Source organism: Stenotrophomonas sp. STEN035, assembly GCF_056759935.1.
The window spans coordinates 43,851-62,138 of the sequence record NZ_JBRRDY010000006.1 but is presented as its reverse complement, the minus strand read 5'-3'; the positions used below and the strand labels follow the sequence as shown (position 1 = coordinate 62,138).

General features: G+C 62.5%; 15 protein-coding genes. 9 read left to right on the top strand and 6 right to left on the bottom strand.

Annotation, left to right across the window (positions count from 1 at the left end; all coding sequences use genetic code 11):
- Positions 1–32 precede the first annotated feature (32 nt).
- The 3 genes from ACVOLL_RS04695 to ACVOLL_RS04685 all read left to right on the top strand — a co-directional run bounded on the left by ACVOLL_RS04695 (position 33) and on the right by ACVOLL_RS04685 (position 3,172).
- Entirely contained in the window at positions 33–1,328 is a 1,296-nt protein-coding gene (locus ACVOLL_RS04695; protein ID WP_303748017.1) for an acetyl-CoA C-acetyltransferase, read from the top strand.
- Between the two features lie 160 nt (positions 1,329–1,488).
- Positions 1,489–2,484: a hypothetical protein gene (locus ACVOLL_RS04690; RefSeq protein WP_481511829.1), complete on the top strand. Its 996-nt coding sequence runs from the start codon at positions 1,489–1,491 to the stop codon at positions 2,482–2,484.
- 139 nt (positions 2,485–2,623) lie between these two features.
- Positions 2,624–3,172 (top strand): hypothetical protein, encoded by a 549-nt coding sequence (locus ACVOLL_RS04685; protein WP_481511828.1) that lies wholly within the window; start codon positions 2,624–2,626, stop codon positions 3,170–3,172.
- A gap of 63 nt (positions 3,173–3,235) precedes the next feature.
- Here ACVOLL_RS04685 and ACVOLL_RS04680 read toward each other — a convergent pair whose 3' ends face one another.
- The 4 genes from ACVOLL_RS04680 to ACVOLL_RS04665 form a co-directional block, all read right to left on the bottom strand.
- Positions 3,236–3,673 (bottom strand): hypothetical protein, encoded by a 438-nt coding sequence (locus tag ACVOLL_RS04680; RefSeq protein WP_481511827.1) that lies wholly within the window; start codon positions 3,671–3,673, stop codon positions 3,236–3,238.
- 43 nt (positions 3,674–3,716) lie between these two features.
- Positions 3,717–4,979 carry a heme biosynthesis HemY N-terminal domain-containing protein gene (locus ACVOLL_RS04675; RefSeq protein ID WP_481511826.1) on the bottom strand — a complete coding sequence of 421 codons (1,263 nt, stop codon included), beginning with the start codon at positions 4,977–4,979 and terminating at the stop codon, positions 3,717–3,719.
- On the bottom strand, positions 4,976–5,956 hold the full coding sequence (locus ACVOLL_RS04670; protein ID WP_481511825.1) for a uroporphyrinogen-III C-methyltransferase: 981 nt from the start codon (positions 5,954–5,956) through the stop codon (positions 4,976–4,978). Before ACVOLL_RS04670 ends, ACVOLL_RS04675 begins: the two co-directional genes overlap by 4 nt.
- Positions 5,957–6,070: 114 nt before the next feature.
- On the bottom strand, positions 6,071–6,853 hold the full coding sequence (locus tag ACVOLL_RS04665) for a uroporphyrinogen-III synthase (RefSeq protein ID WP_481511824.1): 783 nt from the start codon (positions 6,851–6,853) through the stop codon (positions 6,071–6,073).
- 42 nt (positions 6,854–6,895) lie between these two features.
- On the opposite strand from ACVOLL_RS04665, the gene ACVOLL_RS04660 reads away from it, so the two are divergent.
- From ACVOLL_RS04660 to ACVOLL_RS04640, 5 genes are all read left to right on the top strand, one after another.
- Positions 6,896–7,354 carry a YiiD C-terminal domain-containing protein gene (locus ACVOLL_RS04660; RefSeq protein ID WP_481508658.1) on the top strand — a complete coding sequence of 153 codons (459 nt, stop codon included), beginning with the start codon at positions 6,896–6,898 and terminating at the stop codon, positions 7,352–7,354.
- Between the two features lie 25 nt (positions 7,355–7,379).
- Positions 7,380–7,808 carry a hypothetical protein gene (locus tag ACVOLL_RS04655; RefSeq protein ID WP_481511823.1) on the top strand — a complete coding sequence of 143 codons (429 nt, stop codon included), beginning with the start codon at positions 7,380–7,382 and terminating at the stop codon, positions 7,806–7,808.
- A 64-nt stretch (positions 7,809–7,872) separates the two neighbouring features.
- The gene (locus ACVOLL_RS04650) at positions 7,873–8,310 is read left to right on the top strand and encodes a rhodanese-like domain-containing protein (RefSeq protein WP_481511822.1); all 438 of its coding nucleotides are present in this window, start codon (positions 7,873–7,875) and stop codon (positions 8,308–8,310) included.
- Between the two features lie 104 nt (positions 8,311–8,414).
- Positions 8,415–8,930 carry a protein-export chaperone SecB gene (gene secB / locus ACVOLL_RS04645; RefSeq protein ID WP_481508655.1) on the top strand — a complete coding sequence of 172 codons (516 nt, stop codon included), beginning with the start codon at positions 8,415–8,417 and terminating at the stop codon, positions 8,928–8,930.
- Positions 8,931–8,949: 19 nt separating this feature from the next.
- Positions 8,950–9,978: an NAD(P)H-dependent glycerol-3-phosphate dehydrogenase gene (locus tag ACVOLL_RS04640; RefSeq protein ID WP_481511821.1), complete on the top strand. Its 1,029-nt coding sequence runs from the start codon at positions 8,950–8,952 to the stop codon at positions 9,976–9,978.
- Between the two features lie 176 nt (positions 9,979–10,154).
- Here ACVOLL_RS04640 and ACVOLL_RS04635 read toward each other — a convergent pair whose 3' ends face one another.
- Together ACVOLL_RS04635 and ACVOLL_RS04630 are read right to left on the bottom strand one after the other, a co-directional pair.
- Positions 10,155–10,727 (bottom strand): OmpO family porin, encoded by a 573-nt coding sequence (locus tag ACVOLL_RS04635; protein ID WP_481511820.1) that lies wholly within the window; start codon positions 10,725–10,727, stop codon positions 10,155–10,157.
- 452 nt (positions 10,728–11,179) lie between these two features.
- Positions 11,180–13,255, bottom strand: a complete 2,076-nt coding sequence (locus tag ACVOLL_RS04630; RefSeq protein WP_481511819.1) for an O-linked N-acetylglucosamine transferase, SPINDLY family protein — start codon at positions 13,253–13,255, stop codon at positions 11,180–11,182.
- A gap of 1,094 nt (positions 13,256–14,349) precedes the next feature.
- Here ACVOLL_RS04630 and ACVOLL_RS04625 point away from each other — a divergent pair.
- Complete coding sequence (locus tag ACVOLL_RS04625; RefSeq protein ID WP_481511818.1) at positions 14,350–18,219, top strand: Ig-like domain-containing protein; 3,870 nt, start codon at positions 14,350–14,352, stop codon at positions 18,217–18,219.
- The last annotated feature ends 69 nt before the right edge of the window (positions 18,220–18,288 follow it).

Below are 18,288 nucleotides of genomic sequence, written 5' to 3'. Positions count from 1 at the left end.
TCGCGTGCAGGCCACTTTGAACACTCATTCCCATGTCAGGTACCCGCATGCCCAGCGCTCGACCCGTCGCCATCCTCGGTGGTGTCCGCATTCCGTTCTGCCGTCAGAACACCGCTTATTCGGACGTTGGCAATCTTGGCATGTCGGTCCGTACGCTTGGGGCACTTGTTGAACGGTTCGGCCTGCACGGCCAGCAGTTGGGCGAAGTAGCGATGGGCGCGGTGATCAAGCATCCCAGCGACTGGAACCTCGGCCGCGAGGCCGCACTGTCGTCCGGCCTGTCGCCGCTGACCCCGGGCATCACCCTGCAACGTGCCTGTGGTACCTCGCTGGACAGCATCATCACCGTCGCCAACAAGATCGCCTTGGGGCAGATCGAGTCCGGCATCGGCGGCGGCTCGGATACCACCTCCGACGTGCCGATCGTCTACGGCAAGAAGCTGCGTGCGCGCCTGTTGGCCGCAAACCGTGCCAAGAGCACCGGCGACAAGATCCGTACCCTGCTCAAGGGCTTCAAGTTCTCCGAGCTCAAGCCTGAGTTCCCCGGCGTGGCCGAGCCGCGCACCGGCAAGAGCATGGGCGACCACTGCGAGGACATGGCCAAGGAATGGAACATCTCGCGTGAAGCACAGGACGAATGGGCGGTGTCTTCGCACAAGAAGCTGGCTGCCGCTTACGAGCGTGGTTTCTTCAGCGACCTGATCGCACCGTTCCGCGGCGTCGAGCGCGACAACGTACTGCGCCCGGATACCTCGCTGGAAAAGCTGGCCACCTTGAAGCCGGCCTTCGACAAGGCCTCTGGCCGCGGCACCCTGACCGCCGCCAACTCCACCCCGCTGACCGATGGCGCCGCTGCGGTGCTGTTGGCGAGCGAGGAATGGGCACGCGCGCACGGCCATGAGCCGCTGGCCTATCTGCGTGACTCGCAGGTTTCGGCGGTGGACTTCGTGCATGGCGAAGGCCTGCTGATGGCACCGACCACTGCCGTGCCGGAAATGCTCAAGCGCAATGGCCTGACCCTGCAGGATTTCGATATCTATGAGATCCACGAAGCTTTCGCCGCGCAGGTGTTGTGCACGCTGAGTGCCTGGGAAAGCGAGGACTACTGCCGCAACCGCCTGGGCCTGGATGCGGCGCTGGGCCGCATCGACCCGGCCAAGATCAACCCGCTGGGTTCGTCGCTGGCCACCGGCCACCCGTTCGCCGCCACCGGCGCTCGCATCATCGGCACCGTGGCCAAGGAACTGGCCGCACGCGGCGGCGGCCGCGCGCTGGTGTCGATCTGCACCGCCGGCGGCATGGGCGTGGTCGCTATCGTCGAGCGTTGATGTAGTTCTGTAGTGCCGAGCCATGCTCGGCAGAGGCGTTCCCGGTAGTGCCTCCTGCCGACCATGGGTCGGCACTACAGCAGCGGCGTTCCCGGTAATGCCGCTTGCCGACCATGGGTCGGCACTACAATGGCTGCCATACCAAAGGATGGGGCAGGGCATGAAGCGTATTGCGATTGGTTTGGCTGTGCTGTTGGCAGGATGGGCAGCACCGGCTGCTGCCATGACCTTCATGAAAGTGGAGCATGTCTGCCCGGTTGGCGGTGAGCGCTTCAGTGCGCAGGAAATGGGCTCTGGCACGGCGTTTGGTCACTTCCTCGATGGACGCCTGCATGGCGCCATCCAATCGCCGTGGCCGCTGGTGTCCTGCCCGGGCAATGGCTTTGTCATCTACAAGGATGACTACAGCGCCGACGAGATCAAGCGCCTGACGGCCGTGGTCGAAAGCGATGACTACCAGCGCATGCGCGGTACTGAAACCAGTTACTGGTTGCTGGCGCGCCTGTTCGAAGCAGTGGATGCACCGCTGAAGGATCGTGCCGGGGTGTTGCAGAGTGCAACCTGGCAGGCTTCGCCCGAGCAATATCCACGTTACGTGCAGGCCGCTTCGGCGGCGAATGCGCAGCAATGTCCGGATGCGCGCGCCGCCGCCGATCAGGACGAGCCCTGGTTGTACTGCCAGATGTTGCTGGGCGAATGGGAGCGCAGGTTGTCGCGCTTCGATGCCGCGCGCGCGCGTTTCGAGCGCCTGCAGCCAGTTCCGGGGCGTCTGGTGCTTGGGCAGGATCGCGAACGCGCGCGTCGCCAATACGTTGCCGAAATTGCACAGCAGCTGCAGCTGATCGCCGACAACAGCGCGATGAACACCATGGCGGTGGATGCGAACGCACCGCCGGCCAAAGAGGCGGCAGAGGGGGCAACTGCGCGCATTGCCGGCACCCCGGGTATGTCGCCAGAGGCAGCGCAGGCGGCAGCAGATACCGCTGCGACGGCGGCCGATGCGTCAGTCGAAGCGGCAGCATCTGCGGCAGATGCTGCTGCAGATGCCGCCTATACGAGTGGAACGACCATGGACGCCGCCGCTGCAGCAGCAGCCGCTGCGGAAGCAGATGCAGCCGCTGCAGCTGGCGCCGAGTCGACATCGACCAAGCGCTGAGTGGCGTTGTTCTGCAGGCTGCTCAGCGGCGGGCCTTCCCCGTCGCGTGGAAAGTGCCAGCGACCGCATGCGATGCCAACGACGTAGGTACGGATCGCCCGGGAGGTGGCCCGTTCGAATCTCACAGGGGACGTAACGAATGGATGAGTTCAACCCGTATGCCGCGCCGGAGGCCTTGCCGCCGCCGCTTGCCAACACCAGCCCGGATAACAGCACCTGCTGGCGTGATGGTGATCAGCTGCTGGCCTTGCCGCATAGCGATCTGCCGCGCTACTGCGTCAAATGTGGAAAGCCGGCGCTGGAATACCGCCAGCGCAAGTTCTACTGGCATTCACCGTGGATGTATCTGCTGATCCTGCTGCACTTCCTGGTCTATCTGATTGCCGCACTGGCGGTGCGCAAGACAGCGGTGCATCAGGTTGGCCTGTGCTCGGCGCACCGCAAGCGGCGGCTGAACTTCATCCTGATGGCGTGGGCGTCGCTGGTGCCGCTGTTTGGTTGTTTCCTGTTCGACAGCGGCGCGGTGATCGGCCTGGGGATACTGGCGTTTCTGGTGATGCTGCTGTGGGGCCTGATCGGCATGCAGATACTCAAGCCCAAGAAGATCGATGTGAGCTTGGCGGTATATCGCGGAGTATCGCCGGCGTTTCTGGCGCGCCTACCGCGTTATCCGTATCGCCGCGACTAGGTCGGCCGCGAGCTACGCAACAGCCCGGGCAAGCGCAATGCGCCCGGGCGACGTAGCGCCAGCTCAGTCCTCGTTGGCCGCCTGCGCGTGATCCAGCAGGAACTGGCTGATGGCTTGGCGCAGCGGCAGGTCATTCGTACGCTGTGCCAATGCATCTGCGCGCAGCGCGTGTTCGTGGGCCGCGGCAACATCTCCCAGGTTGGAATGACGTTCGGCCAGCGCCAGGCAGATCGAGGCTTCGTAGTTGATCGCCTGTGCTGCGCTGGCTAGCATCAAGGCGTGGTTGTAGTGCTTGATGGCGAGATGATCATCGCCGGTGAAGTCGGCCAGCGTTTCCCACAGGAATGGATGGTCGCGGCCAGCTGCAGCGATTGAATCGCAGTAAGCGTGCAGCTGTGCATACAGCGAAGCACTGGCGTCTTCCTCGCCATCTTCGCTGGCATTGAGGATGGCGTCGGTCAGCTCGACCACACGCGCATGGATATCCGGGGGTATGTTCATTACGGCTCGTTGCGGAAAGCGTTGAGGGTGCGCCTGCAGATACTCAGCCCGGCAACCGTGGGAAGCCATGCGCATCGCGCTCTTCAGCCACGGCCTGATCCTGGATCTGTTGATGCAAGGTGCGGCGTTGGATCGGCTGCGGCGTTTCGCCACGGCGCTGGCGCACGGCATTGAGCAGGCATTGGCTGGCCAGTGCTTGCTCATCCTGTGCGGCAAACACCTCGCCCAGGGCTTCCCAGGCGTCGGCACCTGCATCCTGGGCGATGGCCCGGTGCAGGAACTCCTCGGCTTGCGCCCATTGGCCCTGGCCAGCGGCCAGGCGCGCCAAGCCCAGCAGCAGGGCAGGACTGTTGGGATGCGACTGCAGCCAGCGTTGTGCGCTGGCGCGGCGGGAATCGAATTTCTCCACTGGCAGCTGCGTGTACAGGCTGACCAGCGCTTCCTCCCAGTGGCTGTCGAGGGTCTGCTCGATGCTGCGCAGGGCGACGTCGGTCCAGTTCAGTGCTACCGCGCGCTGTGCGTAGCGCGCCACCGCCTGCGGGCTGACGCGGAGCGACTTGGGTAGCACCTCCCAGCGAGCAGCCAGCGTATTGACGTCGCTGGCTTCGTCCAACATCTGCAGCGCAAGCGTGGTTTCCAGGCCGGCAACGGCGCTCGGCGGCAGTACTTGTTGCTGGCGTAGCGCGCCGAGCTGGCCGTAAGCCTCTTCAGCACGACCGGCGCGCTGCAAGGCCTCGGTGCGCAGCCACAGGCCGCGTGGCGGCAGCGGTTGCAGGGCCGGCAGGTCCAGCGCGTTGATCGCTTCCAGCGGCTTGTCCAGCTGCAGCCAGCGCTCGGCGCTGTGCAGGGCGTGCAGGTGCGGATCGGCCTCCGCCAACTGCTGCAGGTGTTGGCCGGCGCTGCTGTTGTCCTCGCGTGCTTCGGCCGCGCGCATCGCGGCGACCAGGGCGATCGGGCGTACGGCTTTCTCCGTTGCGGCGCTCTGCAGCAGTTTCTCGGCGCGCTGCCATTGGCCGTTATCCAGTGCCTGCAGGCCATCGATCAGGCGCGCGCGGCCCTGCTTGCGGCGATGCCGTGCCCAGGCCCGGAACGGGGTACTGATCAGCGACCACAGCAGCCACAACAGCAAGGCGGCGATCAGCACTGCCAACGCAGCCTGCGGCAAGGTGGCGATGTAGTCGTGGTTGCCGGCACGGACGATCACTTCGCCCAAGGCGCGTACCGAGTCCTGGCCCAGCCATTGCGCACCAAAGATGCCGGCCGCGGCGACCAGCAACACCAGCAACAGGGAGCGGAAAGCCTTCATGGTGCGTCCTTGGCGGCGCGCGTGCTGCGCAGTTGCTGCAGGGTGCTGCCAAGCTCGGGCAGGTTGGGGCGTAGTTCCACGCTACGCATCTCGCGCAGTTCACGACGGGCCTGCTGACGCTGCGGCGTATCCGGCCACAGCCGCTGCAGCCAGCCATCTACACGGTCCAATGCCTGTTGCCAGGCCTTGTCATCGCCACGTTCGAGGGCGGCGCGGGCCAGGCTCAGCTCGATCTGCAACGAGTCATTGGCGGCGATCCGCTCAGAGCGGGCAACCAGTACCTTGCCGTCGGCCGGCCGGATCTGCACCAGCGGCGACAACATCTGCTGCCACCATGGCTGCTGGGTGTCGGCTGGCAATTGCAGGTGTTCGGGCAGGCGTTCCAGTTCAGCGGACCACTGCTCAAGCTGGGCAGCAGTGCGGGCGCGCACACCCGGGCCCAGCGCATCCAACGCATTGCGTTCCTGGATCAGGGCCTGGCGCAGGTTGAGGTAGTCGGGGCTGTCGATGCCTTCCAGCGCGCTGGCGGCCAGTGCATACAGGCGACGCGCTCCGTCCAGGTCACCGGCAAAGGTGAGTCGCTGCTGGGCCTGGTTGAGCAGCAGTTCGGCCTCTTCGCGGCGTACGGCCTGCGCGCCTTGGCGCGAACTGTCGGCCAATTGAGCGAGGTTTTCTTCCAGCAGCGCATTGCGCTGGCTCAGCCCCAGCACTTCGTCGCGCAGCACGCGGTTGGTGGCGGCGGCGTCCTGGATGCTGCGGGCATTGGCGCGCTGGTCGCGGCGCAGGGCTTCCAGCCCCTGCTGCATGGCGGTCAATTGCTGGGCTGCGCTGTCACGGGCCAGATCGGCCTGCTGCTGGCGGGTCTGCCAGCTGTGCCAGCCAAACCAGCCGGCAGCGCCCAAAGCGGCGATGGCGATCAGTGGCAGGAGCCAGCGCAGGGGCCGGCGCGGTTGAGCAGGTGCGACGTCTTCGTTCATCGGGGGGCAACATCCTTGGCGGGCATGGCCACGACACAAGGGTGACCACGCTGTTGGTGCAGGCAAAGCATCGCCCGCGCGCCGCATGCCTGCAAGTCGCCTTTGGTTGTGGACTCAGCCTGCGGCCGGGAAAAGCGCGGTGTGGGCAGCGCTGGCCAGCTGCCCCGGCAGGGGGCCGGCGGCGACGCTGATGTTGCGGAAGCCAAGTTCGGTGGCAAGTTCCGCTAGCCGCGCGCTGGCGGCGACCGCTGCGGCCTGCTGCCAGCGCTGCAACAGGTCTGACGGCAGATACGGCAGCACCGTCTGCAACGCTTCGCCGCTGCTTATCGCCACCACATAAGGTGTGGGCAGCGCCTGCAAGCGGGCAATGGTGGCCTTGCTGACCGGCAACGGCACGCGTTCGTAGACATCGATGCGTTGCAGGTTGGCGCCACGTTCGCGCACCTGTGCAGCAATCACCCCGCGGCCGCCGGGCGCGGTGACCAAGGCTACACGCAGGCCGTGCAGGTGCTGCATGGCGGGCAAGGCCAGCAAGCCCTCGCTGTCCATTCGGGTTGGTGCCTGCACGTTGGTCGCGCCACGGCGGCGCAAGGCGCGCGCGGTGCCTTCGCCAACGGCGATCAGGCTGCCTGGGCGAAGCTCGGCCAATGGCAGCAAGCGCGCGGCAGCTTCGGCGGCGGCAGGGCTGGTGAATACCAGCCGGTCGTATTCGCGGGCTGCGTTCAGCTGCTCACGCGTGGCCTCGTCGGTGCGCATCTGCAGCCGCCAGGGTGACAACGCCAGCGTACGTGCACCCAAACGCGCAGCTGCGCTGCGCAAGGTGTCGTGTTGCCCTTGCGGGCGCATCGAGATGAGATGCCAGACCGTGTCGGCTGGCACATAGGCGGGGCGGTTCATTCCATGCATTATGCGGGCGCTTTCCGTTTTGCGTGCGCGTCCATGTCCGAACATTTTGATGACCCCGTGCTGCTGGAAAACCTTCAGCGCACTCTCACGGCAATGCCGCCGGTTGCGGCGATGGGCATCCACATTGCTGGCTATGACAATGGCGTGCTGCGCATGCAGGCGCCGTTGGACGTCAACATCAACGACAAGGGCAATGCCTTCGGCGGCAGTCTGGCGTCGGTGATGACCCTGTCGGGCTGGGCGCTGGTCAGCATGCGTCTGGGTTTGGCCGGCAAGCAGGCCGAGGTCTATGTGGCCGACAGCAACATCCGCTACCGCGCACCGGTCTATGGTGACCTGCTGGCGACCGCTCGGCTGGCACCGGACCAGGACTGGGATGAATTCCTGACGACGTTCAGCAAGCGTGGCCGTGCGCGGGTGACGGTACGGGCGGCGATTGAAGGCGGTGCGGCCGAATTCGAGGGGCGCTTCGTTGCCCTCGGCAAGGGCTAATATCGGCCATCACCGAGGGGGCTGCATGTACCGAAACCTGTTCAAGTCTGTTGTCATCGCCTTGTCGCTGGTGGCGGGTTCAGCCCAGGCGGAGGGGCCGAGCCGGGCGCAGCGCAGCAAGCTGGTACCGACCCAGAGTGCCTATGTGGCGGCGGTGCGCTGGGGCGATTTCGACAAGGCCGAAGGCTTCATCGACCCGCAGTACCTGCTGCAACACCCAATCACCGACCTGCAGCGCGAGCGCTACCGGCAGCTGCAGATATCCAGCTACCGCGAGCGTTCGGCCGGTATCGGCGCCGATGGCAGCATTGAGCGGCGCATCGAAATGGGCGTGATCAACCGCAATACCCAGGCCGAGCGGCTGGTCATGGTGAACGAGCGCTGGCGCTGGGATCCGCAGGCCAAACGCTGGTGGCAGGCGGCTGGTTTACCGGACCTGTGGCAGGGCCAATGAGGCATTGGCTGCATTTTCACCGGCTGTGCGACAATCCCTGCCCGCTTATCGACCCGTGACCTGAGTGAATTACGAAGAGTTGCTGGCCTTCGCCGGCCGAAATCCGATGTTGTCGCTGGCCCTGGTTGGCCTGACGGTGGCCATCATTGCCACCGAGGTCGCACGCCTGTTCCGCGGCTACAAGTCGCTCAAGCCGTCCGAATTGACCCATATGATCAATGCCGGCGGTGCGACCGTGATCGATCTGTCGGCTGCTGCCGACTTCGAGAAGGGCCATATTGCCGGCAGCCGCAATGTGCAGCCGGCGCAGTTGACCCCCGCGCACAAGCTGCTGGCCAACGCCAAGCAGAGCCCGGTGGTACTGCTGTGCCGTACTGGCAATGCCTCGGCAAGTGCGGCAAAAACGCTGAAAAAGGCCGGTTACGAGCAGGTTTATGTGCTCGACGGTGGTTTACCGGCATGGCAGGCAGCAGATCTGCTGCTGGTCAAAGGCCGCAACTGAGTCAGCAAATTTTCAGTAAGGGCTTGTGTAGGAGGGCAATCGCCCCCATCGCTGGTCTTGTACTAATCCCATTCAATGAACAATCTGTTCTGGAGTCTTGAGCAATGTCCGAAGAGAACACCAACGGCGTAGTCCCGGCCGACGAATCCGCCAACGGCCCGGCTTTCACCATCGAGAAGATCTACGTCAAGGACGTTTCGTTCGAGTCGCCGAACTCCCCGGTCATCTTCAACGAGAACGTGCAGCCGGATCTGCAGCTGAACCTGAACCAGAAGGTGCAGCGCCTGTCCGACACCGCTTTCGAAGTGGTGCTGGGCGTGACCCTGACCTGCAAGGCCGGCGACAAGACCGCCTATGTGGCCGAAGTTGAACAGGCTGGCGTGTTCGGCCTGATCGGCCTGGAGCCGCAGGCAATCGACGTGCTGCTGGGCACCCAGTGCCCGAACATCCTGTTCCCGTACGTGCGTTCGATGGTCTCGGACCTGATCCAGGCTGGCGGCTTCCCGCCGTTCTACCTGCAGCCGATCAACTTTGAAGGCCTGTACGCCGAAACCCTGCGTCAGCGTCAGCAGCAGGGCGAGCCGTCGCTGGCCGACTCCGAGCCGGCTGGCAACGCCTGATCGGCGTCTGCGTTTCTGTATGAGTACGAACGACGCAGAAAAGATCGCCGTTGTCGGCGCGGGCTCCTGGGGCACCGCGCTGGCCACACTGTTGGCCCGGCACGGTCATACGACCGTGCTGTGGGGACGTGATGCAGCGGTAATCGAGGCGATTGATCAGCGTCATGAGAATCCCCGGTATCTGCCGGGGATTCCCTTGCCAGAATCTTTGCGCGCCAGCATCGACCTGGCTGCCACCGTTGCCGGGGCAGACTGGATCCTGGTGGTGGTGCCTTCGCATGCCTTTGCCGAAACCGTGCGCGCGCTGGCGCCGCTGCGGCCGGCCGGGGCGGGCGTAGCCTGGGCGACCAAGGGCTTCGAGCCCGGCTCAGGCCGTTTCCTGCATGAAGTAGCGCGTGAAGTTCTGGGCCCGGATGTGCCGTTGGCCGTGGTCACCGGCCCGTCCTTCGCCAAGGAAGTCACCTTGGGCCTGCCCACCGCCATCACCGTCCACGGTGATGACGATGCGTTCTCCCAGCAGGTGGCCGACGCCATGCACGGCCCGGCATTCCGCGCCTATACCGGCGACGACATGGTCGGTGCCGAGCTGGGCGGGGCGATGAAGAACGTGCTGGCAGTGGCAACCGGCGTGGCCGATGGCATGCAGCTGGGCCTCAACGCCCGTGCCGGCCTGATCACCCGCGGCCTCAATGAAATGCTGCGACTGGCGGCTGCCATCGGTGGCAAGCCGGAAACCCTGATGGGCCTGGCCGGCCTCGGCGATCTGGTGCTGACCAGTACCGGCGACCTGTCGCGTAACCGTCGCCTGGGTCTGGCGCTTGGCCGCGGCCAGAGCTTGCAGGATGCAGTGAAGGAAATCGGCCAGGTGGTGGAATCGGTGCAGACCGCCGATGAAGTCATGCGTCAGGCCGACCGTCACGGCATTGATCTGCCGATCTCCAAGGCAGTGCAGTCAGTGCTGCACGGCGAACTCAGCCCATCCGAAGGCCTGCAGCAGCTGCTGGCCCGTGAGCAGAAGCCGGAATACCCGGACACGCTGTTCAAGTAAGGAAGAGCGAGGATCAAAGAAAAGCCCGGCAATGCCGGGCTTTTTCTTTGCGCCTCCTGTAGTGCCGAGCGCCCAAAAAAGAAGCCCGGTCGGGGGAGGACCGGGCTTCCAGCGGCGCGTGGGAGAGAGGTCACGCGCCATACAACACCGCTATTTGTTACTTGTTGCTTTGTCGCTTACCAGGTGAAGCGCGGGCCGACGAACCATTCCTTGTCGCCAGCCTTGGCCAGCTTCACTTCGCCGATCAGGCCCCAGTTCGGGTTGAACTTGGCGGTGGCGCCAACGCGGCCGTAGAACTCGCCGTCCGGATCGTAGCCACGCTTCTTGCTGTAGTTCTCGTAACCGGCCAGGGCATAGCCTTCGATGTTCTGGGTGAAGGCAGTGCGCACGCCGACTTCAGCGCTGTAGCCGCTGAACTTCGGGCCGTACTCGAGATCCAGCTTCTGGTAGGCCGCACGAGCCAGCAGGTCGGTGTTCGGGGCCACGGTGTAGTTGTAGCCAACACCCAGGCGCCACTGGTCCACGTCAACCTTGCTCTTGTCGGTTTCCTGCGCGTTGTACTCACCGAACACATGGAAGTTCGGATGTACCGCGACCGAGCCCTTCACCGCAAAACCGTCGGCGTCGCCGCCCTTGGTATCGGTGTTCACATAGCCGCCTTCCACATAGTTGTAGGACAGGCCATCGGCAGCCGAAGCGGCGAACGGCAGGGCGGCCAGCAGGCCCAAAGCGATCAAAGAAGTCTTCATTTCGGCATTACCTCGTTATTGGTCTTGATCGTTACGGCCGGAATCTGTGGCCGTTCGATAGTTGTGAATTATCCGTTAGCCGGCGGAATCCACCCTGAATACCAAACTGACCGGTACATAAATTAAGGTGAAGAACGGGGAACTTCTCCCGCACATAGGAAGCAGGCACGACCGGGCTTGCTGTAAGCCGACAATGTGGCGCCGCCCATCCGTTGCGGCACTTTGGTTGACGGACAGCTCAATCAGCTAGTGCACCGGCGAGGAGGAAGCTGTGGTGGTATCGCAGCGGAGTGCAGCCCTCGACGCGGCGAACTTCCTGAAACAGGCGGAGACGTTCGGGGGAGAGGGCGCTTCATGCAACTGGCCGCTGCACTAACGGGTGGGAGCTTGGCCGTAGCCAGCGTCTTGGGTCCCAGTGCCAACGGGCACTGGGACTTTGCTCGGCGCCGGCATTAATCGGTTGTGGCAGCGTGTTGGGTCAGATCAATGAGATCTCTTTGTCCGCGCTTGGCCTGCTCATGCATGGCATGCAGCAACTGCTCGAGCTGTGCGGCGAATCTGTCGGATTGGTAGAGGACAGAGTTGCTCAGTTGCTCACCAAGCTTGCGGCGGATTGCTTCGCGCTTGGATGGGTTCCTGGCCAGGTCGATGGCGAGCGCCACGTAGTCGGATCGACACGTGGTGGAGAGTTCCTGCATGCCCAGCGTGTGCAGCAGGCTGCCCGCCATGCGGCTGACGAAGGTTTCGCCCATGCAGGTAACCAGGGGAACACCTGCACGCAACACATCGCTTGCCGTTGCGCCCGAGTTGTAGGGATAGGTATCCAGGGCGATGTCGGCAAGGGCAATGCGGGCGCGGTGATCTGCCAGCGATTGGCGGTTGGCGAAAACAATACTTGTGGGCGCCACGCCACGCTTCTCGGCCTCCTTCAACAAGTTGCTCCGAATGACTTCGGAGGAACCAGGAGCGATCCAAAGCACGCCCTGCGGCACGTTGCGGAGGATTTCACACCAGTCATCCCAAAGCTGCGGGGTGAACTTGAAGACCTGGTTGAAGCTGCAGAACACCACGGCATCGGTCGGCAGGTTCTCCATCTCGCGCGCCGGCGGTTCCGCCAGCGGCGTCAAAGGACAGTTTGGCTGGAAGCATTCCGGCATTAGCGCCAAGGCTTCACTGAACTGGTCAGCGTGTGCAGGTGGCGTGGCTACTGCGTCGCTGATGATGTAGTCGGCAAGCCGCGGTTCGCCCAAGGTGCCGATATAGCCTATCCACGAGGCTATGACGGGCGCTGGACGCAGCGCGCAGATTCCAAGACGGGCGTGGGTTGTGTAACCGGTGAGGTCAATCAGGATATCGATCTGGTCATCACGGATCAGCTGCGCTGCCTCCCGGTCGTCCATTCGACTGATCACAGTGAAGTGATCAGCAGCTTCAATCAGTCTGCGTCGCTCCTCATCATCGACTTCCGGGCCATAGGCATATAGATGCGCTTGGAAGCGCTCCCGGTCATGGGCAGCAATGACCTGGGTGATGAGGTGGGCGACTGGATGGTTGCGGAAGTCAGCAGACAGATAGCCGATGCGCAAGCGGCCTTCGTGCGCGTTGGCAATCGACGACACCAGCGGATCCGCCGCCAGCGCAGATGCCCAACGTTTGCGACCAAACTGGCCGGCGAGCCTGCGTTGCATCGCGGCATCGAATTCTGGCCATGCAAGCAGATCGAGTGGCGAGAAGTCGCTGGCGTCACCTTGCGACAGCAATAGCAAGAACTCTTTGATCGATGGCTGCTGGGTATCCCAATCAGCCAGTTTGCGGCGCAGGCTTAGAATACGGCCGATGATCTCGACATTGGCCGGTTGCAGTTCCAGCGCGTTCTGCAGGCAGCCAAGGGCCTCAACTTCTCTTCCGGTCTTTTCGAGAATGCCCGCGAGGTTCAGGCGTGGCTGGATGTAGCTCGGGTTGCAGGCGATAGCCGAACGAAAGCTTGCCTCCGCAGCGGCCTTGTCGCCATCGAGTGTGTCGTGTGCGTGACCGAGATTATTGTACGCATTGGCATACTTGGCATCAGCCTTGATCGCTTGACGGTAGCAGTCCATGGCTTCGGCTTGCCGGTCAGGTTTAAAGCTGTTCTTGAGGATGTTGCCGAGGTTGTTCCAAGCGTTGGCTTGGCTGGGATTCAACGCCAGGGAGCGGCGATAGGCCGCTTCGGCCTCAGGCTCGCGATGCTGGGCAGTAAAGGTCAGTGCAAGATTGGTAAATGCGTCGGCATTGTTTCCTTTCGCCGCTGCCAGCTTGAGATAGCGTTCTGCAGCCGGGAAGTCCTTGTTGAGATAGTAGATAACGCCCGCGCAGACCAATCCTCCTGGATGCTCGGGTGAAAGCTTCAACAACTTGCCGAGGCAAAGCTCCAGCGCTTGCGCCAGCTGCTGTCGCTGGTAATGGGCCAGCACTTTTGCGTAGGTTGCCTCGACAATGCTTGCCGACCGATTGCCGGATCGTTGAGGTATGGTTCTGTGTGAGCGACTCATTTGCCTGTCCGCGTTGATGGGCTCTCGTCCGGACCCCGCAGACAGGATGCGCGCCATACGGATCCCTGAATCTGCGAGCGAGCAGGGACTCAGACAGTTGGCTGCTCAGCCACTGTGACGAGGAAACTCGCGGAATAGTGCTGCAGTTGATGAGGTTTATCTGTAGGACAATGCTTATTCTGAAAGCCGAAACCGGCTTGTTGGTGCCGTGCTTCGGCGATGGTTGTCCCATTGTTGATGCTGCTCCCGCGGAGCGCGTTCCTTCTGCAGGAACGGCATCAGCCACGAGGCACATTGCGCAGCTGCGGTAGCGCAAGCCGCTCTCTCTGCTGGCGTGCGATGCATCGTCACCCGCTTGCTTGCAACCAGCTGGCTTTGGAAGCAAGCCGATCCAACATCAGCCCCACCCGATGAAAAAAATGGTGGCGTGGCTCGCCGCAACCGGCCGATCGATGGCTGGGCCGCAGCGAAGTTTCACTAGAGAAACTAAATGAAAGCGGCTTGCTTTACCTCCGCTGGATATGCAGGAAATCCGGGTGTTTCAGATCAGAACATACGGTGCCGGATTTTGAGTGGTTTCCCATGTATCTATCTCAACTAGGTGCTGATAATCCCGCCGTTGATGCTGCGCTGGCTGCTTGAGCCGCCAACTCGCGTCAAGGCAGTGGAAAGGCTTGTGGCAGTACCGGAGTAACGGAAGGAGGTTCCCGATCCAATCGGGACTCCTTTGGCGTGGAGCGATACCGCTGACACTGGGCGTTCGCTGCGATGTTGTTGGTTGGCATCCATCACCGCGATCGTGATTCTGGCTGGCATGGTGGCTTGGGTTTGATGATGCGCCCAGGCAATTCCATGTGGAACCGGTGAGCGGAAAAGTACGACGAGCTATCCGGCGTTGGCAGTTTGCTGGCGCCATGCATGGTTTCTTGAAGCTGGAAACTTATATCGACAGCGACCTTCATCCGCGGGGTGAGAGGGCGTGCCATATCGCGCCTGTAGGTGCCGGCGCGGGAACGATATCCATTTTAAAAAAGTTGGGCGCGGATTTGCTGATAGGTGGATGCGCAGCCTTTTTAGTTCAATTGAGAGGAAGAATGAGCGCAATGGATAGTGGTTGGATCTCGCAGAAGACGGTGTTCGACAACGAAGATGAGTACCTGCTGGACAGCGTACCGGTGATTGACACGATCATCGATAACGAAGGCAGCAAGACCGGCAATGTTGCCAGCGGCGGCTACACCAATGATGGTCACCCGGAGATCAACGGCAGGGGGCGGCCTGGCGATCTGGTGCACATCTACGACGGCCGTTATCTGTTGGATCATGTTGTGATTGGTGCCGACGGCAACTGGAGTTTCACGCCGAGCATTCCGCTGTCGGATGGCAAGCACAGCATCAGCATCGTCCACGAGGCGCCGAGCGGCGACGTCAGCGAGCAGTCCGCGCCGTACGTGATCATCGTGGACAAGGTCGCGCCCCTGAAGCCGCTGATCGAAGAGATTTTCGATGATATCGGCCCACAGACCGGCCCGGTCGGCAATGGTGGCGCCAGCGACGACACGATGCCCACGCTGTCGGGCAAGGGTGAGGCTGGCACTACCGCCACCATCATCGACAACGGTCAGGTGATCGGCGAAGTGCTGGTTGCCGAAGATGGCACCTGGGTGTTCACTCCGGGTGCCGAGCTTGCCGATGGTCGGCATGAATTCGAAGTAGTGTTGACTGACCGGGCGGGTAACGTTTCCGAGGTTTCGGACAAGCACATCATCTCGGTCCAGGCCAAGGTGCCGACGCAGATCGCCAGCGTCATCTCGATGGGCAAGGACTGGGGTGTCAGCAGTAGCGACTGGCTCACCAACGATGGTGGTGCTGGGCGCCTGATGCAGGGCACGCTCAGTGCACAGCTTGGTGCCGATGAGCGTCTGCTGGTTTCCACCGATGGTGGCCTGAGCTGGAGCCAGGCGATGGTGGATGGTCTGAGCTGGGCAGCGCAGGACGGCAACAGCCACAGCGGTGACTGGTCAATCCAGACCAAGGTAGTGAACGACGCCGGCCGCAGCGGCGCAGTGGAATCGCGCGATGTGTTCCTCGATACGTTGGCGCCAGATGCGCCTACCAAGCTGACGGCTGACGGCTCCTACCTGACCGTCGCGTTCAAGAAGGCAGGTGTGTCCGTCGGCGACATCGTCAGTGTTGTGCTGAACGGCCAGCGCTTTGACTACTCGCTGACTGCCAAGGATGTGGATGCGGGCAGCGTGCGAATCGCTCCTGGCTTCTCGGTTGCCACCGGCGATGTCATGGCGGCGATCATCGACAAAGCGGGCAACAGTTCCAAGTACCGCGACATGGGTGAGCAGAAGTACATCGATTTCACCGGTGCATCCTATGTCGATCTCAATACGGGGCAGAGCACCAGTCACAAGGGGCTGCGCATCACCTCCGAGTACGACTACAACCTGTCCAAGATTTACGGGCTGATGACCGGCCTGACCAACTACGATCCTGCGATCAACACCGGCATGAAGCTCGGTATCACCGGCCGTACCCGCATCGACTTCACCGAAGGCCCAGTGTCCGAGGTCAAGTTCCTGGTGACCAATCTGCAGGCCGGCTATTTCGCACCGACAACGGTGAGGTTCTATTCGGCCAATGGCGCACAGGTTGGTCAGCAATCGCTGTCGGCATACTGGCCGAACACCGTGAATGCATACTTCAAGGCACCGGCGGGCCTGGACTTCTCGTACATGGTGGTGACCACCGGTGCCAGGATTCCGGGTAAGTGCGTCATCGGCGACTGGGACTGGATCGGTCTGGACAACTTCGAGTTCCGCAGCGGCACCAGCGAGCTCAATGTGCTCACTAACCAAACCATCGAGAACAAGGCCGGCACCTATTACGGTGGCAATGAGGACAACGTCTTCTCACTGGCCAATGTGGCCCACCTCAACGCTGCCAGCAGCGGTGGTGTTTCGGGTGGTGGGGGTACCGATACGCTCAAGCTCACCGGCGGCAACCAGGTGCTTGATCTGGCGGTGTTGAAGGACAAGATCGATTCGATCGAGATCTTCGACATCACCGGCAGCGGCAAGAACACACTGAAGATGTCGATCGCCGATGTGCTGGGTACCGGCACGCGCGATCAGTTCCTTGCTGATGGCAACGTGCAGGTAATGGTCAAGGGCAACGCCGGTGACAGCGTGGTGCTGGGCGCAATGCTGGATGGCGTGGTGCAGGGCGAGTGGCAGCTGCAGAGCCAGGTGGTCGTGGCTGGTATCACCTACGATGTCTACAAGCATTCGGTGTTCGCTGCCGAAGTGCTGGTGCAGAAAGACATCGGCGTCCAGTTCGACATGTCCTTCGGCACGATGGAGAAGGACAGTGGTGTCGCCGGAGACTACGTAACCGCTGATGGAAGCTCGGGCCGGTTGGTCCAGGGCGAGCTGAACTCTGCTCTGCCTGCCGGCGCCAAGGTCCAGGTCTCCACCGACGGTGGAAAGCATTGGGGCGATGCGCTGGTCAAGGACGGCAAGTGGTACTTCAATGACATGCAGTCGCATGCACAGAGCTGGACCATCCAGGCCCGCGTTGCCAGCGCCTCCGGGACCATCGGACAGATGATCGAGCGCAACGTCGAACTGAGCAGCAAGCCCGCTGCTCCGTCCATCGTCAGGATCGCCGAGGCCGAAGGTGTGCTGACCGCCGCTGAAGCAAGCAACGGTGTTGACATGATTGTGTCGCTGAACGGGTCGACGGCCAAGGCTGGCGATATCGTGCACGTGCAATGGGGCATTGCCAGCTACGATCATGTGCTGACCGCTGCCCAGGTAGCTGCCGGGCAGGTGACGGTGAAGGTACCGGCGGCAGTGACCAGCAATGCCGTGGCCACCGCGCAGGGCGTTGCCTATGACTTCAACGTTGCCGTCAGCATTGTCGCCAATGGTGTGCAGGGACCGGCATCGGACGCCTACCGTGTCATCGGCGGTGGCTTTGCGGCCAAGGCACTGGCTGACAATTTGAACGTCGCCAGCACGCTGGTGGTGGACAACGCCTATGCAGGCAAAGGCCTGACGGTTAGCGCGGAAAACGGAATCCTGAGCAAGGGGGCCGCTACCACGGCAACGCTGGCTGGTCTCACCCTCACTGGCGGCGACGACGCGGTTGTGCATTTCGCACTGGAGAAGTCGGCAACCAACTTCCAGCTGACCTTGTCTGGGCTGGACAACGCAGCCGGTGGTGCGGTGATCGTCATTTATGACGTGGCAGGCAACGAGATCAAGCGCGACACGATTGTCGGCACGCTGACCTCCAAGCGCTATGTGAAGGCATACGCATTCACCGCACCGGAGGGCGTGGATGTCGGCAGCTTCGACATCATTCCTGCCTCGGGCAAGATCACGGTTGGGGCTTTCAGTCAGACCCAGGCGACCCATGTGCAGGATGCGCGCGATGTAAACACCGTTGATGAGGCTGTGGATACTTATTACGGTGGCATGGGCGACGATGTGATCACCTTGAAGTACGCGGCTGCCACCTATCTTGCATACACGGGCAACAAGGGCATCCATGGCGGTGATGGCATCGACACCTTGAAGATCGCAGGCGCGGGACAGGCCTTGAACCTCAATCTGGCCACATCGGCGGGCAAGCTTTCCGGTGTCGAGATCATTGACCTGACCGGCACCGGCAACAACACCTTGACCCTGTCATTGAAGGATGTACTTGCCAACGGCCAGGTTGACCTGTTCCATGAAGGTGACAAGCAGACCGTGCAGATGATGGTGAAGGGTAATGCCGGCGACCTCGTAAACCTGGACGATCTGCTGGGTACCGGTGGCCCTGATCTGGGCGACTGGGCTTCGATGGGCAAGCAGTCCATCGAAGGTATCTCCTATGTCGTCTATCAGCACTCCGGTCTGGATGCCGAGCTGCTGGTGCAGGATGCGGTGAGAGTTGGTCTGATCTGATCGGTGTGGACAGCCGGTCCGATGGCCGGCTGTCGCTGGTTGCTGGTGAAGAGAGAACGGCACCTTACG

Coding starts and splice junctions, on each gene's coding strand:
- ACVOLL_RS04695 (WP_303748017.1), top strand. CDS start 33: ATGTCAGGTACCCGCATGCCCAGCGCTCGACCCGTCGCCATCCTCGGT.
- ACVOLL_RS04690 (WP_481511829.1), top strand. CDS start 1,489: ATGAAGCGTATTGCGATTGGTTTGGCTGTGCTGTTGGCAGGATGGGCA.
- ACVOLL_RS04685 (WP_481511828.1), top strand. CDS start 2,624: ATGGATGAGTTCAACCCGTATGCCGCGCCGGAGGCCTTGCCGCCGCCG.
- ACVOLL_RS04680 (WP_481511827.1), bottom strand. CDS start 3,673: ATGAACATACCCCCGGATATCCATGCGCGTGTGGTCGAGCTGACCGAC.
- ACVOLL_RS04675 (WP_481511826.1), bottom strand. CDS start 4,979: ATGAAGGCTTTCCGCTCCCTGTTGCTGGTGTTGCTGGTCGCCGCGGCC.
- ACVOLL_RS04670 (WP_481511825.1), bottom strand. CDS start 5,956: ATGAACGAAGACGTCGCACCTGCTCAACCGCGCCGGCCCCTGCGCTGG.
- ACVOLL_RS04665 (WP_481511824.1), bottom strand. CDS start 6,853: ATGAACCGCCCCGCCTATGTGCCAGCCGACACGGTCTGGCATCTCATC.
- ACVOLL_RS04660 (WP_481508658.1), top strand. CDS start 6,896: ATGTCCGAACATTTTGATGACCCCGTGCTGCTGGAAAACCTTCAGCGC.
- ACVOLL_RS04655 (WP_481511823.1), top strand. CDS start 7,380: ATGTACCGAAACCTGTTCAAGTCTGTTGTCATCGCCTTGTCGCTGGTG.
- secB (WP_481508655.1), top strand. CDS start 8,415: ATGTCCGAAGAGAACACCAACGGCGTAGTCCCGGCCGACGAATCCGCC.
- ACVOLL_RS04640 (WP_481511821.1), top strand. CDS start 8,950: ATGAGTACGAACGACGCAGAAAAGATCGCCGTTGTCGGCGCGGGCTCC.
- ACVOLL_RS04635 (WP_481511820.1), bottom strand. CDS start 10,727: ATGAAGACTTCTTTGATCGCTTTGGGCCTGCTGGCCGCCCTGCCGTTC.
- ACVOLL_RS04630 (WP_481511819.1), bottom strand. CDS start 13,255: ATGAGTCGCTCACACAGAACCATACCTCAACGATCCGGCAATCGGTCG.
- ACVOLL_RS04625 (WP_481511818.1), top strand. CDS start 14,350: ATGAGCGCAATGGATAGTGGTTGGATCTCGCAGAAGACGGTGTTCGAC.